A 15,825-nucleotide genomic window follows, 5' to 3' on the forward strand; every position below is an offset into this window, starting at 1 on the left:
ACAACATTTGACATTTTTGCCTCCCTTATTTTTTGATAGAAGCCTGACTTTGTTTGACCAACACTGAACGCAAGTACTGCCGACAGGCTGTTTCTCCCCGATAAATCAGAATCCGCAGCGCTTGTATTTCCTGCATTGGAGAAACACAGATTTCAGCGATGGCAGCAATCAGATTTTGTTGCTTCTGCACGTAATCTTGATGCTGCTGCTCTAACACAGCAATTTTGGAGTTTAACTGTTGTATCTGACGCAAGCATTGCGGCAGGGGCGATTCTTTGTTTTGAGAGCGGTTGTCCAAAGTCAATGTCATTTTGTTGATCCTCTAAATTTAGATTCTTGCTATTTACTGTTGAGTTGCCTGTTGTACAGCATCAATTGCGTTCACTATTTCTCCCAAAACATTGAACGCATCGTTTAATACCACATCATTTGATGTAGAAAAGTACTCGGATGATTGAAGCCTGCGATAATCCTTACTGCTCCCCACAAGCTGCAACGTATATTGACAGCCTTGTAAAATGGCTCTAATTTCTGATGTAGTTAATTTAATTTCCATCATTGTTTCCCTCCCTAAAATTTATCTCGTTGAATACTGAAACTTGCTCTGACTAGAGAACTGCCCAAGAATACCGAACAACTAAGCAACATTGCACCCAAGCAAATATTCTTTTGGCGCTCCCAATAGTTAGTGATTGTATTAGGGTTGGCATTTTATGATGCGGTCAGTGAAAATCCTGGGGTTGAATCTTTTTCGAGTCCAGCGTAGAACTAATTTATTACGACTGTTTGAAGGCAAGGATGATTGATAAGTCGCTTTCTGTGTTTTCATTTAGTATCCTCCAATTCAACAAAAAATCCTGCACCAGTATTATTAATCTTCACCAACTTTCGATTGACTAGTGTTTGAATCACGCTAAGACTAAACTTGAGAGTGCATAACCGAGCGCTGCCGCCACAAAGTCGGAGGTACTGTAAACATTGATGTGAATGGTCAGTAGGGGTAGAGTAAGTTGATTTTCTCGGCATAATGCTTCCTATGACTCGACGATTTTTAAATGATGAGAATTGAAAAAAATTCCCTGTCCACGCGGCATATCTGGGAAATGAACACAAACCATGCCGTGTGCTGAATACTGGATTACTGTACCTGTTTGCCCTAATCTGGGGTCTTTTTCTGTAAGTGCTTTGATGACTTTGACAACTGAATTAATTGGTGGAAGATTGAACATTTTTTATTAATCTTTGACTTGATGCTGTTGAATGAAGGACAGTACAATGCTTGAAGTTAAAGGACTCCAACGTGGTTGACTAAAACGTTGACCATCCCAATTAAATTGCACTAAAGAAAAATCTTCTGGCTCTTTGTCTCGTTTACTTCTTTTGTTGCGGGGATAATGTTCAATGAACAGAAAACCATGCCCCAAACAACGATGAGGTGACAACTCCTGATTGTGGTATTGTCGCCAAATCAATGTAGCTAGCCCTTCGACTGAGTTAGTGATACTTGTCCCCGTGTCTTCTTCATCTAAATCCGAGCAAATGATAATGCTTGGCATAGAGTAAGATTGATAAATTCGCAGTTGACAAATGCTATCCCAGTACTTTGGATTACTTTGCTGTAGTTCATGTCCTGCACCTTTCCAGGTGAAAATAGTGTCCAGAACTAAACTTGGTGAAGAGAGATTGATATTCGTAGCTTTAGTAGTCATAATTTTCCTTAATTGCTGGAAGTAGCTCATCTTCTGATAAAATTTGCTCATGTTTGATAACACCTGCAAATTCATCGCTGAGATGTATTCTCCTGATTTCGCTACTTGGTTGTTAGGAGAACCTATTACTTTAACCAAATTAAGTCCTACAGAATTGTCTTTAGAACCGATTCGTGCTGATGCCTTAATATTGTTGCAATCAGATGAAGTTGTTCTCCACATTGAATTCCAGACCCAGCCCGATGAAGATATGCCTTTTCGGATGGCTGATTACCGATTGCGAGTGTATCGCCGTTTTCCCAATAAACGAATGCACCAAGTGGTAATTTACTTAGATAAGACCGCATCTGATAAAGTGTATCAAACCACCTTTGCTGCTGGAAGTTTAAGGCATGAATTTTCAGTGATTCGTTTGTGGGAGCAACCCCAAGAGATATTTTTGTCCACACCAGGATTACTGCCCTTTGCGGTTTTGAGTGCTACTGAGGACAAAATTGCGACATTGCAACTGGAGGCTGCGGCTGTTGACAAAATTGTTGATCGGCGGACACAAAGTAATATTGCCGCAGCCTCTGCAATTCTGGCTGGGTTAGTATTAGGACAAGAAGTAATTGAACGTTTATTTAGGAAGGACATAATGCGCGAGTCTGTGATTTACCAACAAATTAAAACCGAAGGTGAAGAAGAAGGGAGCGATAAAAAAGCCCGTCAAATTGCTCTCAATATGCTGGCTGAAGGGATGACTGTTGATGCCATCGCTCGGATTACTGGTTTATCAGTAGAAGTAGTGCAACAATTACACCAGGGAGAATCTGAGAATTAAAAGTAATTTTGATACTATTGCTGTACTGAATCTGCCATATCCCCCATAATTACCTTCCAACTTCCACTAGGTTTTCTTCGAGTACATGATTTACCCAATATTGAATCGCTGACATTTCTGGAACGCCTCTTACCGCAGCATCAACTACGTGTTTCTGATAAGAGTTAACAGCATGATTTGCGTGTCCAAACTTATTATCTGCCCAAGCCAAACACATAGTTTTCACTAATTCGTCAATTTTGGTAGTATCAAGCTCACTCGGACTCGTAACATTTCGAGAATGCAGCCATTCTTTAACTAAATCCAAAGGGTAATTTAAAAGTGTGCGAACTTCTTTGACTCGCAAATCTTTCGGGTCGATTGATGCCGGAATTACAGCTTGTTTTGTTGGCTCAATTAAAGAATGTTGATTATCTTTGCGGGGTCTAATATTATTTTGGGGTTGTTCAACCTTTTTAGGAGTAGCAATGCCTTCAGCATCATTATCTTCATCTGCCGTCACCGATAAAATTGCACAAACAGCATAGCGACGCGCGTAGGTTAATGCTGCACCAAACTTTTGAGAGTCACCAACTTCAGGTAAAGGATAAGTGCTGGTGATATTCTCTCCAGATTCATGAAAAATATGAGTCCGTAGCACAGTTTTACTTTCAAAGATTTCGGTGGTTTGAATTATTACCAATCCATGTTTACCAAGCGCAGGAGTGACAGCATCTAATACAGCATCTAGTGTTGCATATTTGCGTTTATAGTGAGGATTAGTCCCATCTTTTTGAATGGGGTTAAACTCTGCCTTTGCCTTGATTAAAGCTTTGATTAATTCTTGCATTGTCCGGCTCCAAACTTTTACCAATCACTTTCGTTAATATCACCAGACACTTTTTTGCTAGATTTAGCTTTATTTATCTGAAACTCTGAAGCTTTCAGTACAGGCATTGCCGCTTGTTTTACCGAAGCTTTAGCTTGATGATAGAGAAATTGTATTATTCCATCAGCATCTTCCCCATCTTCTACTTGCGCCCATAAAGAACAACCCAGTTCTAGTGATTCATAATCGCCAAGATTGAATTTTCTGGAGTAGCTAACAGATACAGTAGTGAATTTCATAAGATGTCCGTTTTGCTAAATATAAGTAGCATGAATTAAATTGTTTTAGTATTTCTATCCCTGACGTTGTTATATTTGTCAGGCTAAGAAAAACAGTTTTTTTGAGGAGGTGGGCGTTGCTGCCCACCTCTTTCCTTACGCTGCAACTAAATCTTTCGCTTGTGGCACGTATCTCTTTAACCGTTGCCACTCGTCACTCGTCAGTGCGTCAAATTCTTTATCGAGCAACTCTTCTTCTGAGGGTTGCTGTTCTGTAGCCGTTGTTGATATCCTCGCCACCTTCAAAAATTTATCCAACCCGACTGCTGCATGAACCGACTCGGCATATCGAATAGAATCCACTCCGTTAGACCAGTGAGTAATGTGTTGAAATATCACTCCAATCATCGAGTGAGCTTTGTATACTCGATAGATTCTAGGGCAAGCTCCATTGACATAGACTAGTTTATAGCCAGGAATTTCCATGACCTCTGCATCGGGGTCTGTTGGAGGCAGCAGAGTTTTTTCTTGGCAGTCATCTAAACCCGGATCAAGAAGTGAGAGGTTACAAGCTGTACTTTGTGCCATGATTGTATTTTTTGATGATTACAATGTGGTGGCGATCGCAGTTCTCTTAAGGAAGCAATCGCCCTTAAAATGCCAAGTACTACGCTGCTACTACTGGTTGAACTCCCAAGAATGCGTTAGCGTAGCTCGCCGTAGGCATCGCCTCCGAAGCACTGTTGGCAAACCGATCCAAACCATACTTCCTTGGATTGGAATACCAGCCGTCTTCGTTAGCCCCAATGAAGCCTACAAAATGCCCATGACGGTAGACTTTCGTGCTGAATACTAGATAATCAATTTCGCCGTGATACAAACCGAAAACAGCACAAGCTTCTTTCAACTCTGTCTCCAAGCGTTGATTCCGTTCTCGTGGGGTTTCTGGCAGCGTTGCCTTGACCTCTGCAACTCTTGTAGCGAACCAGTCCCGATCAAAGGCTAGCCGTCCGCCACCTACAAACTTCACCCATACGGTGATTCCGCCTTCGCTCCAGATGGTACGCACTGATTCGGGTTCGACCTGGATAATCTCGCTAATGATGCGACGGTCACGAGATGTTAACGGGTCTTGGGTTGGGGCTACAGCTTCGGCTTGGGATTCGAGGTGGGTGTATAGTTCTGCTTGAGCTAGGGCTTGCTCATCACGAAAATAACTAGGAATTGCTTGCTGTGTATGTGTTGTATACGTCATAATAGAAATCTCCTTAATCGGGGAAAAGGCGATCGCTTTGTTTACCAGACGAGGGCGATCGCTTTTGTTATGTGTGCAAACAACGTTGTGGTTTAGCACAACGATCTCAAAAAGATTTGGCGTAGCCATATATTTGCGGCTCAAAGCCAGTGGCACTTGAGTATTACCGAAACAGGAGATACAGCGTATCAGGCGACGTGTACGACTACTTCAAAGGCTTCAACTGCCGTTCGTCGTCCTGCTGGTAATTTTTTATTCAGTGCAAATCCATTTCCCGGCTGTGTACCCCTCGCCTTCTCTGGTTGTGCCAGTGCCTCGACTACTCATCAAGCGGTCACTCTGGATTGTGCTGTCATGGTTCTGTAGTAAGCGCATCTTTATTTACAGGAGGCGTTGCGCTTATTTCCTCCTTTATATTTATAATACTACGCGAGACGTAGGAGAAAGTCAAGTATCTAAAATGGTTTTTTCTACATTTAACGTAGTATTATTTATTTTAAGCGTAGCTTAATTAATTTGTGACCATATATAATAATGAGTATTCGTAAAGTCGATTTATCAAAGCAAGACGGGGATTAAACTAATGGAGGTGTCACATGGACAAGCGAATGATTGCTTGGAGGTTAAATGAAATAATGGCAAAAAAGCGTATTAGGAATAAAGACCTAGCAGCAGCTTTGGGGATTGACGAAAACTCTGTTCATCGATTGAGAAGAACAGATGAAATGCCTCGATTGACTGGGGAAAGACTTAATGGACTCTGCATTGCCCTTGAATGCCAACCTGGAGATTTAATTGTTTTTATCCCAGATGACAACACAGATACCACAGGAGAAGAACAAGATAAAGTTAAGCCAATCCCTGTAAGGGAATATCTAAAATCTAAGGCTGATAATTCCCAACCGCAGGATATAGCAGCATAAAGCGATCGCTGCCGGTCAAAGCACTGCGATCGCCTGCTCAATCCGTTTACGACAAAGTGAGCCAATTACAATGCTGACATACTTTTGGTATGACTTGCAGATCAGCTGAATACTCACTTTGGCGCTCATGAAACCCTAACTGTTTCCAGCACTCCATAGTGGGCAAAAAATATGCTGACACTAAACCGTTCCGAAACAACATCAGCACTTGATTACGCCAACCTCAACACCAGTATCCACGAAACCTTCACCGCCATTGACCGATTTGAATGGCAAGCATCTGATGAACTTCGACTGATGCGAGACAAAGGCTATTACGAAGATGGTGGACACAAGAGCTTTGAAGCTTATTGCGAAAGTGAATTGACCAAACACGGGGGATATCGCCGGGTCAGAGATTTGCTGTCTGCGAAGAAAGTAGTTGATACTCTGCCAGAAGAACTCAAGGAAAAGATTACTAAACCCTCTCAAACTCGCTCTTTGCTCAAGCTGGTCAAGACTCCCGATAAGTTAGAGCAAGCTGTAGCGATCGCAGCCAAAGAAAAGCCCTTCCCCACTGCGGCTGACTTCACCAAAGCAGTTCAGCAAGTCGCACCAACAGTTAAACAAACCACAAAAAGCAAAGAAAGTCAAACGCAATTGTGTACGAATCAAATGAGCGGACTTACCCAAAAGAATATTCTGAGGCGATCGTTGCTATTGAAGAACGCCATAAACAGGAGTTAGAGCGACTGGAGCACGATTTGAGGGTTGGCTTGCTTTCAGAAGCCACAGCCAGAGCAGAAGAACAAGTAACTGAACAAATATCATCCTTGCAACAACTGTTCAAACAACAGAAAGAAGAAAATATCCAGTTACAGCAGCGCCTAGACGAAATGGAATCACTATGGCAGTTGGAAACTGAGAATCAACAGCTTAGGCAGCGCATTCAGGATTTGGAAAACGCTGTTGAACAGCGCCCTTCTCAACAGTGGGGAAATACGATGACCCAGCAAGCGACCAAAGCGTTGAACAAGCAAGTGAAGCAAGCTCTGGAGAAAACTATTGATTTGCGATCGCTAGCTGTTGAACCGCCTAAAGAGAATGCACAGGAATGTTTACGGTTGATGGGCATGGCGTTGAAGAATCTTGCCAGTGCTATGAACAATACCCAAGCGCTTGAAGCTGCGGCGATAATCCTGGGGAGTGAACCAACGCCTATTGCGATCGCTTATCGAGCCGAGCAATTGTCAATGTTGCCCCAAGCGGTTATTGATATTCGGCAGGTGCTGTTACAACCTGGGTGTACGTGGCAGGACTATTGGGCAGTGGCGCAAGAGTACGAGGTGATTAAACAGGACTACTGGGCCGAACTTACCACCGAGGAAACAGAATTAATCGCTGCCCTGGAAATTGCGTCTCATCCTCCCGTGATCCAAGTCGGTTCTATCGTTGCCTACGCTGATCCTTATTTCACCTTGTATAACGCCAGGGGTGAAGTCGTGGAGGATTTGGGCGAGGGCGAGGTGCTGGTTGCTTGGGATCATTGGAAAAATGAAGGTAAAAAAACAAGCAGGTATTTCTTGAATGAGTTGCGATTCTGGCAACCTCAATAGACTTTCGGTATATCGGTAACTTTTTAGACAAACAAATACAAATACCAAACCCTGCAATCGCTGTAGGGAAAATTCGGTGTGTCAACATAAACAGGAGATTGTAAATGACTGCAACTATTACAAGACCCAAGCCCAAAAAAGCTGCTAGCAAGAAGGAATCCTCATATAAAAGGCTTCATGTGATTATCCCAATTCAAGATATGTTATGGGCTTCGCAGCAAAAGCCATCGGTAACGCAATTGTGGCAGGAGTGCTGGACAGCTGACCCCTACGGTTCTCGATGGATAGCGCTAACAAGTGCTTTGGGGTACAGTACTTTTATCTCTGCGAAGAAAATTCTCTCCGACAGTGGTCTGTTCATTTTCAAACCCGATAAGTCGATTCAGGATGGCCGGGAGACAGTGAAGTGGATGGTGCAGAATTTACACGGTAGCCGAATGAAGGAATTTTGGGAGAAAGCCAATTGTGAAAATCAGCAACCAAATTCTGAAAAACGAGAACCAAATGCTGAAAAACGAGAATCTTATGCTGGGGATTCAGAGATAGATGCTGGCTCTGAAGAAATGGGTGCTTTGTATAAAGCATCTATCTCTAGTCAAAGTCAGTCAGATCAAAGGTTCTGTGAACCCTCACGAACTGTTCAGGAACACCTCACAATCTCTTCAAAAGAGATTGTGAGGTGTGTCTCTGACACGCAAAGCGATAATTTGCACTTGGAGGAAACGGCGATCACTCCCTTGGGGGTCGCGTCGCCTCAGTCTATTCAAAGCGTGTCAGAGAAAGAGAAAGACTTGCCTGTGGCAATGGACTGCACGACGCTGGCGCTTGTAGATGTTGCACAAAGTAATCTCACTTCGTTGTTGGCTGAAAACCAGGATTGTGGTGTTGAACAGAGGGACTGTCATGAAGGTACTTGTTCCGCTGCGCCCGTTGCACGAAATGAAAAATGTTCAAGTTCAGCGATCGCCGAACAAACACAAGAGCAAGTAGAACAAGGTTATTCTGCTTTATTGATGGTTGAAAATTCAGTTTCAGGTGTAGAAGTCAAAACAGTTCATGAAGGCGCTTGTTCCGCCGCGCCTGCCCCCAATCCTGAAAAATGGTCGCATGAAGCGATTGTAGCGAGGTCAAATCTGCGACCGGAGCGGATGCAAAAACTGAAAGTTGCGGCGAATTCGGGGCAGAATCTGGGGTTTGAGTTCTTGCAAAAGTGCTGGAGTGATGATCCGGCACTTATGATCATAATCAAGAAGTTGCTGGCGAAGTTTCCGCAGTGGGGGATTGCGATTGTGGATGGTATGCTGATTGAGTGGAATGACTAGCGATAGTCCTTAAAATTCCTTTAAAGTTTCTGTAAGATTTTTTTAACCTGTTCTCTGTAATATGAGCCTTCTGGTGTTTTAACTACATTGTCAACTAAGAGCTTAATGTATGGGTAATTTTGCCAATTTTGGCTAGAAACTCTATTAAGTTTGCTCTTAACAAAAGTATTGAATCTGAAATAAAATCCCAAGTCACCATGAACAAACAATCATTTAAGTACAAATACTCAATTATTCCTCTATTAAGTGCAATAATAGTTAGCAACGGATTTTTCTCCAAAGTATCGGCGCAAAATATTTCTGCTCCAGAGACTACTGATTCTGTTGCGGTCACTGTTAAAAATCAAGAGTTTCCACAGTGGGGATATTACACGGTACGAAGAGATTTTCGCAAATGTGTTTCTCCTATATGCGGGGGATATTTCATCAAGCAGGTCAACTTGAAAGCTACTCCTTGCGTTGATGGCGTTTTTCGCTCTGAATGCTATGTGTCTGCAATTGATTGGAGTTCCCTGAAAGTATCGGCTTACGAACTGGTCAAAATCCAAAATGATGATGGTAGCCGTGTGATCCTCAGAGGTAACATAGTTCCAGTGGAATTTCCTGGATTCGGTGAGTTTGGGAATTTGAGAGTTAAAGAAGCCTTCTATGCCGTGACAAATTCCCCGGCAAAAGGTACTTTTGTAGGACTTAAAGACAATGGCATTCGTTGCATCACAACTCCTTGCTTCTCCACAGATAATCTGGTTCTAAATAAGCCGAAGATTTCTCAAGTTTCATCAATCGATTTGAGTCAAACGGGTGCAACACAAAAACAACTTGACGCAGCAACAAGCGAAATTTTCGGTCAAGGTTTGATTGCTGTAGGTAAAACTGAGGTAGTAGAAAACGTAGATCCAACCAAGAGAGATACTAAGTTTGTGAGTACACAGTTTTATCTGAGAGTGGAACCAAAGTAAAAGAATTTTAGCTCAGATAAAATAATTCCCAAAATAGACAAGCGGTGTGGGAGCGATGCCTACGGCAACCCTAAGAGCGATCGCACTTCAACTACTAGCATATTCCAGCACTCGTTCCCACTCCCAATGCCACGCCGTCTCTACCAACATTTCCTTGCCATTGGTGAACTTGATAAACTCAGTGCCTTGATCATAAAAAACATCAGCAACAAGGCGAAGTTGCTTTTGCATACTACAATCGTAGTATATAGCGCGAAGCGCCTCCCCCAGCGCACGCCCAAGGGAGAGGCAAAGAAGCACATAAAGTCCTATTTACTGTCCGTTCGTTTATTCTGTAACTAGTTGCTTACGTTTACGAAGAGACGTGATACCGAAAGCACCTAAGCCTAAGATACCAATCAGGGAGGCGGGTTCGGGAACCGCTTGGGTAACTACATCAAATTTGAAATTGGGGCCAATCCTACCATTACCTGCTGTCAGGGTTGAAGGAAAACTAAAGCCTTGAGATGAACCATTTCTGGCGCTACCGGTGAGAGTAATTTCTGGAGCCGTATTTACAAATCCCGGAACAGTATAAATATCACTAAATGGACTAGTTATTGCTGCACCAATAACGTATGACATTCCAGCAAGAAGATTGACTGAGGTAATATCCTGGTAACGAAAGCTTTCAGTTAGTGGACTGGTGGTTTGAACAGTTGTTGAAGCTAGTAAATTCCCGTCTGATGTCCACAACCCAACTAAGTGGGATTGTGATAGAGGATTCGCAGGAGTTTGATCGTAAAAACCTAATGCAGTAACTGAGAGGTTGTCATTAGCAGTAAATGACCAACCGATTGTTTGATTTGTACCATTAAAAGCTGGGAAGTTAGATCCACCTGTCAAAGTCTGTATCGCTTCAGATGCGTATACAGATGGTGCAGAAACTAAAGCTGTTGTCAGGATGAAAGGAGAAGCTATTGATAACTTTTTTAGTACATTTACGATGGTCACGATCCTATTTCTCCGATAAACATTTAACATTCGATATCCTCCACAAAAATGTAACTTTTTTATACTTAAAATGCCAACAATTTCCAGCGAATTCGGGGTTTGATTTCTTGCTGGAGTGTTGGAATGATGACCCAGCTTTACAGATTGTGATCAAGAAATTGGTGGCGAAGTTTCCGCAGTGGGGAATTGGTTGTGTAGATGGGGTGTTGGTGGATTGGGAAGAGTAGCAACAAATTAATAATTGTATATTTAGCTACAGAATTACTTGTTTGGACAAGTGGGAAAAGTGGGTTAAGTAGGATATTTTGTAATAACCCTTGATTTGACTGTTGATAAGCTGTAACTTGGTAACTACCACACAGTTGATAGAAAGTTACACAAGTCATTAGTTATGAGTACTATTGAGGAAAGAGTCAAGAAGATCATTGGTGAACAACTAGGTGTAAAGCAGGAGGAAGTTGTCAACAGTGCTAGTTTTGTAGAAGATTTAGGTGCTGACGAAACAGATAGTGTTGAACTAATTATGGCACTTGAGCAAGAATTCGAGACCGAAATTCCTGATGAAGAAGCTGAAAAAATTACTACAGTACAAGCAGCTATAGATTACATAAATTCTTACCAAGCATAAGTTTGAATTGAAAAGCTGGTAACAGAGAATTAGAATAATCTACTGTTTTGTGGCAGTGAAAAGCTTTGTCATGAGTAATTCCATGTAAAATACCACGCGCTTTTTCAGGCGATAGTGTATATCTCACGGATTTTTGTCATGGACAATCCTTGCAGGGTTGTTTCATTGTTCTATTTGATAATGGTTAAATGATTACCACCAAACTCATCAAAAAGTTTGATGGTAATTCGTTTATAAATGTCGCCAGAAGTTCTTGCTGATAGTCTTGAGACTGATTACCTTGAGTTCTGCTGCTGCTTCAGGGGCATGGCCAGCAGCCACCGCAACAGCTTGTGGTGCAGGTGTCGTTAACAGAGAATTGAGTAACTCTTGTTGATAGTCAATATCTGCTACTGTGCGGTAAACTCTGTGATAATTTATCTGCATCCCCAAAGGTGTTGGGACAATTTTCAGATACTCATTAAGAGCAGATATGTAAGTATCACCAAAATTCTGGAGAGCAACGGACGGACGGATAATATTCAACAATTGAATAGCTCGTCTAATGTCTACAACACTGCGGCTAGCATCAATCTCTGACTGACTTTCGCGGTAGCCTTTACCTTTTTTCTCGGCTACCAGATTGTTAAATTTACTAACCGCTCTCTGATGATTGCCTAATGTGTGGACTTTGATTTGCGCTTGATAACCAACTCTGCCCCACTGTACTGTTAAGTTACTATCTTCGACTTTGGCAGACCAGAATTTATTGCTGTTCTGGATAGCATCAACAAAAACTAAATAGATTTCCATGTTTTTTACCCTGTCAATTCACGGCTTGACGGGCATTGCCCCATCTAATTTGATGTTGTAGTGCTTCAAGTATTGTTTCCGCTTCGTGTGTTGTTAGCCCATTTAATTGTGAGCAAATATCTACCAAAAGTTGTGGCGTATCCATACCAATAAATGTGACAAAAAGTGCATCCCTAGAAGCTTCTATTAATGTGTAACTGCTCGGCTCATGCCTTTCTCGCATAAATACATAATTTGTTAACACCGTCCGAAGCAACAATTTGGTTTCTCTGTCTAATTTCTCCAAATATGCGCCATAATTCTCAACCAGTTGGTCAATGGTTGGAGTCTGCCCGTAATAAGTAACTAAGTCTGTTGTCATGTTTTCTTCGCCTTATTAACTATGTTAATTAGCTGCTATCAATTACTAAAAGAAAGAGCGATGGCGTACCCGCTATGAATCGGGGGCGATCGCCCCCATATAATCAGGAGGCAATCGGTTTCTCATCAGTTCAGATTCCGAAACTTAGCAGCACGCAAAGATTGAGTTTTCGCCGCAACCACAGGACTACTAGCCGGTCGTGCGGTGGATGCCCAGGATTGCATACGCTCGACTGCCGCAGCATCCTGAATTGCGAGTGGGGTAATGGTTTGACGACAGGTTTCGAGGTCAGCAAGCGTTACCTGCTGCGGTCGTCCTTCATCAAATGCCAGCAGTGCTGCTTCTGCTGCTAGGGTTTCCAGTTCGGCTCCTGAGAATTTTGCAGTGTTAGCAGCGATCGCTTCCAGATATTCGTCTTCGACCGCAATACCAAAACGCTCCAGGTGAATTTTCAGGATTTGGCAGCGTTCTGGTTCACTGGGCAAATCAACGAAGAAATTTTCATCAAATCTTCCTTTCCGTTTCAACTCACTGGGCAGTGCAGATGGGTCGTTACACGTTGCTACAACGAACACGCCAGCAGTACACTCAGACATGAATGTAAGCAAATTTCCCAAAATTCGCTGGGAAACTCCTGAACTATCGCCACTACCGGACAAGGCTTTCTCTATTTCATCCACCCATAAAACGCAGGGTGCGATCGCTTCTGCCGTTTTCAAAGCACGGCGGACATTGCCCTCAGATTCACCAACCAGACTGCCTAGCATCGAGGCAATATCAAGCTGGAGTAGTGGTAGGTTGAGAATAGTAGCAATGTTTTTAGCAAGTAAACTTTTACCAACTCCGGGCGGTCCCGCCAGCAGCACACCTTTAGGTTGTGGCAGATGAAGCGATCGCGCCTCTTGGGTGAATAGTCGCCGCCGCCGAGTTAACCACTCGCGCAGTAAATCCAGTCCACCGAATGGGATAGTCGCTGGTTTGCCCAACTCAATGCCCATTTGAGCCAGAAGTCGGGTTTTGTACTCGACTATTAGAGGCGTAACGCTGGCATCAATTAAAATACCATTTCGGCTCAAGCGCTCTTTGACTGTTAGCCTCAGAAAATCGCTGACTTCTTCTAGCGTTAATCCCAGCGCTGCCCGTGCAAAGGTTTCTTTTTCTTCGTAATTTAGGAACACCCGAAATGTGACATCCTGAACAGTAGCAGATTCTTCAAGAAAAACCAGATATGACTCCAAGTGGTCTTGAATTTGGTCAATGGTGGGTAGTGGCACTTCACAGTAGGGTATGAGCCTTACCAAAGAATCGTGTAGTTCGATGTTTTGACCCAGCAGCACGATCCGTTTTTCTGTAGGTTTGAGTCGGTGGTAAAGGTTTTTCACTCTGGTCAAGATTTCCCAACTCATCTGTGGGGAATTCTTGCCAACAAAGGGGTGTATGTCTCCCAGAATAAACACGCCAGCACCATCAAAGTTATTGATGTAGTCGAAAACGAAGAGTATTGGATCTGCATGAGGCGGTTTTTTGTATTCTGATACTGGCTTAAACACCAGCCCACCATCTTCAGCAATCAGGCATTGCTCCAGGCTGGATACTCCCAAATTCCAGAAGAATACCGGACTGTTGAGTTTTTCTTTAGCAACGGTAGTCAACCACTGAATGATAGTTGCCTCATCGGGTGACAGCACATCAACCGCAGCGATGGGGATTTGTGAATCAAGCGTGGAGAGCAGATTTGAGAGTTTCATTGTTTTTGATAAGGTAGTGGAGCTAGTTCATCGTGAGTATTAACAAGTCTCACGACTACTTCATAAACTTCGGCATCGCCGTCAAAAACCTCAGCTATACCATTGCGCTCTGATTGAGCAATGGCAGAAATTAAAGCATTCAAAAGCACACACAGCCCTTCAGTATTTGCTTTGATGATCACGGAAAAAGCGTGTTTTCTGTTGTGCGTAAATATGAACAAACGGGTATTCTTTAGCTAATTCGTTCATGATGTTTTGGGGGGGAACTTATTGATTCCCCCATGTTGATTACTGACGTAAACGTGTTTGGCTGCTGTTCGTAGCCCGAAGTTGTGGTGCTGATTCTTCTTTGTAGATGCGATCCCCTTCTACAACCCCCAACGCGGATTCAAATGGTTGCGTAGCTGATAAACAACTCAAGCCCTCGAATCCCTCAGCCTCCACTCGAACTTCACCTGTAGCATTGTCGAAATGAATCAGTATTGAACGTTCCATATTTATCTCCTCACGTACTGTTGAACTTCCTGATGTCCGGCAAAGGTTAGGCGTAGGGTTTGCACACTCCCGTTAGTTTCTTCAGCGATCGCACATTCACCAAACCTTTCTTGTAACTCGGCGGCTTTGGCTCTCACCATCTGTTGTCCATAAGCCAGCATTAGTTTATTGCTGAAAAAGTCTTTGCCCAGCTTCGGAACTGTTTCGTAACTGTCGTGTATTACCTCGTACACGCCGCTTGACTGATTCCATTTGAAACCGATGTCTGCACGGGCTTTTATGGTGCGACCAGATACGATGATTTCAGCGCTCTGTCCTTGAGAGCCACCGTAGTATCCTTTTAGTGATTGTGCTGTTTCGTGAACTTGCGGATTCAGTTTCAAATGTTGTAAAGCTTGTACCAGACATTCACGGTTAGCAAGCTTGGTTTTAACGGTTGAGAAATGTGACATCTTATCTCCTAATAGTTTGAGTCGGCAATAATACCCGAACAGTAGTGACAGAGCCGTTGCAACCGAGAGCAACTACTTCACCTCCGAGTTGCGTAGCAAGTTTTGGGAGGTATAAATTGATGTACTGCTCTTGCAACTTTGGTACGAACTGTGATCCTAGTCCTTTGTCCCGTGCCGCTTGTCCCCACCGTTGGTCAAACTCCGAAATGAGACATTCGTATTCAAACCCGTTCCAGTAAAATCCCAGGTCGTTGCTGTCGTAACTAATTTGATTGCGAGGGACAACAATGTGAGCTACTTGCTCTCGCTTGTCCCCTTGATATCCGTACAAATTCACTGGTTTATCATGAATTTGGGGATAAAAGCCCAGTCTTTGGAGAGCTTCAACTAAACACGATTGGTCTTTAAACTTGACTGCAATTTGAGAAAAGTGTGACATAGTTTATCCTTAAGAAATAGTATTGTGCGCTGTGAATACTGAGATGATGACAACGCACTTTTAACCGAAAGTATTGGTGATTTTAAAGACTTGAACGATATTGAATCACTCAAGTCTATTTTTTACCGGAACTTAAACGACATCACGGTAGCCTTTGACAGTCCCACGTCACCAGTCGCTAGCTGTTGGAGATTGCGTTGTTCATCAAGCAGTTTGGCGCGAATATCATCCATCTTTTGTTGCAA

General features: G+C 43.0%; 24 protein-coding genes and 2 pseudogenes. 7 read left to right on the top strand and 19 right to left on the bottom strand.

Going from position 1 to position 15,825, the window contains the following annotated elements:
* Positions 1-25: 25 nt before the first annotated feature.
* From F8S12_RS34945 to F8S12_RS34965, 5 genes are all read right to left on the bottom strand, one after another.
* A complete protein-coding gene (locus tag F8S12_RS34945; protein ID WP_196514600.1) occupies positions 26-310 on the bottom strand; it encodes a hypothetical protein in 285 nt (94 codons plus the stop codon).
* Between the two features lie 33 nt (positions 311-343).
* Positions 344-559 carry a hypothetical protein gene (locus tag F8S12_RS34950; RefSeq protein WP_230968488.1) on the bottom strand — a complete coding sequence of 72 codons (216 nt, stop codon included), beginning with the start codon at positions 557-559 and terminating at the stop codon, positions 344-346.
* 266 nt (positions 560-825) lie between these two features.
* Positions 826-1,026, bottom strand: coding sequence for a hypothetical protein (locus F8S12_RS34955; protein WP_196520838.1), 201 nt, complete (start codon positions 1,024-1,026; stop codon positions 826-828).
* 8 nt (positions 1,027-1,034) lie between these two features.
* The gene (locus F8S12_RS34960) at positions 1,035-1,229 is read right to left on the bottom strand and encodes a hypothetical protein (protein WP_196520840.1); all 195 of its coding nucleotides are present in this window, start codon (positions 1,227-1,229) and stop codon (positions 1,035-1,037) included.
* A gap of 6 nt (positions 1,230-1,235) precedes the next feature.
* Positions 1,236-1,709 carry a hypothetical protein gene (locus tag F8S12_RS34965; protein ID WP_196520842.1) on the bottom strand — a complete coding sequence of 158 codons (474 nt, stop codon included), beginning with the start codon at positions 1,707-1,709 and terminating at the stop codon, positions 1,236-1,238.
* A gap of 49 nt (positions 1,710-1,758) precedes the next feature.
* On the opposite strand from F8S12_RS34965, the gene F8S12_RS34970 reads away from it, so the two are divergent.
* Complete coding sequence (locus F8S12_RS34970; RefSeq protein ID WP_196520844.1) at positions 1,759-2,532, top strand: Rpn family recombination-promoting nuclease/putative transposase; 774 nt, start codon at positions 1,759-1,761, stop codon at positions 2,530-2,532.
* 49 nt (positions 2,533-2,581) lie between these two features.
* Here the strand turns inward: F8S12_RS34970 and F8S12_RS34975 are convergent, their stop codons facing one another.
* The 4 genes from F8S12_RS34975 to F8S12_RS34990 form a co-directional block, all read right to left on the bottom strand.
* Complete coding sequence (locus tag F8S12_RS34975; protein ID WP_196520846.1) at positions 2,582-3,361, bottom strand: ERF family protein; 780 nt, start codon at positions 3,359-3,361, stop codon at positions 2,582-2,584.
* Between the two features lie 17 nt (positions 3,362-3,378).
* The gene (locus tag F8S12_RS34980; RefSeq protein WP_196520848.1) at positions 3,379-3,639 is read right to left on the bottom strand and encodes a hypothetical protein; all 261 of its coding nucleotides are present in this window, start codon (positions 3,637-3,639) and stop codon (positions 3,379-3,381) included.
* 135 nt (positions 3,640-3,774) lie between these two features.
* On the bottom strand, positions 3,775-4,206 hold the full coding sequence (locus F8S12_RS34985; RefSeq protein ID WP_196520849.1) for a hypothetical protein: 432 nt from the start codon (positions 4,204-4,206) through the stop codon (positions 3,775-3,777).
* 79 nt (positions 4,207-4,285) lie between these two features.
* On the bottom strand, positions 4,286-4,972 hold the full coding sequence (locus tag F8S12_RS34990) for a hypothetical protein (protein WP_331001482.1): 687 nt from the start codon (positions 4,970-4,972) through the stop codon (positions 4,286-4,288).
* A 509-nt stretch (positions 4,973-5,481) separates the two neighbouring features.
* Here F8S12_RS34990 and F8S12_RS34995 point away from each other — a divergent pair.
* The 5 genes from F8S12_RS34995 (at position 5,482) to F8S12_RS35010 (ending at position 9,672) form a co-directional block, all read left to right on the top strand.
* Entirely contained in the window at positions 5,482-5,796 is a 315-nt protein-coding gene (locus F8S12_RS34995) for a helix-turn-helix domain-containing protein (RefSeq protein WP_196520867.1), read from the top strand.
* A gap of 171 nt (positions 5,797-5,967) precedes the next feature.
* A complete protein-coding gene (locus F8S12_RS41330; protein ID WP_230968490.1) occupies positions 5,968-6,522 on the top strand; it encodes a hypothetical protein in 555 nt (184 codons plus the stop codon).
* Positions 6,438-7,391: a hypothetical protein gene (locus tag F8S12_RS35000; protein ID WP_230968491.1), complete on the top strand. Its 954-nt coding sequence runs from the start codon at positions 6,438-6,440 to the stop codon at positions 7,389-7,391. The genes F8S12_RS41330 and F8S12_RS35000 overlap by 85 nt, the downstream gene beginning before the upstream one ends.
* Before the next feature lie 104 nt (positions 7,392-7,495).
* A complete protein-coding gene (locus F8S12_RS35005; protein WP_196520850.1) occupies positions 7,496-8,713 on the top strand; it encodes a hypothetical protein in 1,218 nt (405 codons plus the stop codon).
* Positions 8,714-8,910: 197 nt separating this feature from the next.
* Positions 8,911-9,672, top strand: a complete 762-nt coding sequence (locus F8S12_RS35010; protein WP_196520851.1) for a DUF6748 domain-containing protein — start codon at positions 8,911-8,913, stop codon at positions 9,670-9,672.
* Positions 9,673-9,759: 87 nt separating this feature from the next.
* Here F8S12_RS35010 and F8S12_RS35015 read toward each other — a convergent pair whose 3' ends face one another.
* From F8S12_RS35015 to F8S12_RS35020, 3 genes and pseudogenes are all read right to left on the bottom strand, one after another.
* Entirely contained in the window at positions 9,760-9,903 is a 144-nt protein-coding gene (locus F8S12_RS35015; RefSeq protein ID WP_196520871.1) for a hypothetical protein, read from the bottom strand.
* Between the two features lie 96 nt (positions 9,904-9,999).
* Positions 10,000-10,092: pseudogene (locus F8S12_RS42555) on the bottom strand (PEP-CTERM sorting domain-containing protein); the annotation flags it as partial.
* A 117-nt stretch (positions 10,093-10,209) separates the two neighbouring features.
* Positions 10,210-10,695 (bottom strand): annotated as a pseudogene (locus F8S12_RS35020) (DUF4082 domain-containing protein); the annotation flags it as partial.
* 361 nt (positions 10,696-11,056) lie between these two features.
* On the opposite strand from F8S12_RS35020, the gene acpP reads away from it, so the two are divergent.
* On the top strand, positions 11,057-11,293 hold the full coding sequence (gene acpP / locus F8S12_RS35030) for an acyl carrier protein (protein WP_196520855.1): 237 nt from the start codon (positions 11,057-11,059) through the stop codon (positions 11,291-11,293).
* 231 nt (positions 11,294-11,524) lie between these two features.
* Here acpP and F8S12_RS35035 read toward each other — a convergent pair whose 3' ends face one another.
* The 7 genes from F8S12_RS35035 to F8S12_RS35065 all read right to left on the bottom strand — a co-directional run bounded on the left by F8S12_RS35035 (position 11,525) and on the right by F8S12_RS35065 (position 15,580).
* Positions 11,525-12,085 carry a WGR domain-containing protein gene (locus tag F8S12_RS35035; RefSeq protein WP_196520857.1) on the bottom strand — a complete coding sequence of 187 codons (561 nt, stop codon included), beginning with the start codon at positions 12,083-12,085 and terminating at the stop codon, positions 11,525-11,527.
* Between the two features lie 13 nt (positions 12,086-12,098).
* Complete coding sequence (locus F8S12_RS35040) at positions 12,099-12,446, bottom strand: hypothetical protein (protein ID WP_196520858.1); 348 nt, start codon at positions 12,444-12,446, stop codon at positions 12,099-12,101.
* A gap of 125 nt (positions 12,447-12,571) precedes the next feature.
* Positions 12,572-14,194 (bottom strand): AAA family ATPase, encoded by a 1,623-nt coding sequence (locus F8S12_RS35045; RefSeq protein WP_196520859.1) that lies wholly within the window; start codon positions 14,192-14,194, stop codon positions 12,572-12,574.
* Positions 14,191-14,376, bottom strand: coding sequence for a hypothetical protein (locus F8S12_RS35050; RefSeq protein WP_230968492.1), 186 nt, complete (start codon positions 14,374-14,376; stop codon positions 14,191-14,193). Before F8S12_RS35050 ends, F8S12_RS35045 begins: the two co-directional genes overlap by 4 nt.
* 106 nt (positions 14,377-14,482) lie before the next feature.
* Entirely contained in the window at positions 14,483-14,689 is a 207-nt protein-coding gene (locus tag F8S12_RS35055) for a DUF2997 domain-containing protein (protein ID WP_196520861.1), read from the bottom strand.
* A gap of 2 nt (positions 14,690-14,691) precedes the next feature.
* A complete protein-coding gene (locus F8S12_RS35060) occupies positions 14,692-15,141 on the bottom strand; it encodes a DUF1257 domain-containing protein (RefSeq protein ID WP_196520863.1) in 450 nt (149 codons plus the stop codon).
* A 1-nt stretch (position 15,142) separates the two neighbouring features.
* A complete protein-coding gene (locus F8S12_RS35065; protein ID WP_196519444.1) occupies positions 15,143-15,580 on the bottom strand; it encodes a DUF1257 domain-containing protein in 438 nt (145 codons plus the stop codon).
* Positions 15,581-15,825: the final 245 nt, after the last annotated feature.

This window comes from Nostoc sp. WHI (genome assembly GCF_015714725.1).
Lineage (GTDB): Bacteria > Cyanobacteriota > Cyanobacteriia > Cyanobacteriales > Nostocaceae > Nostoc.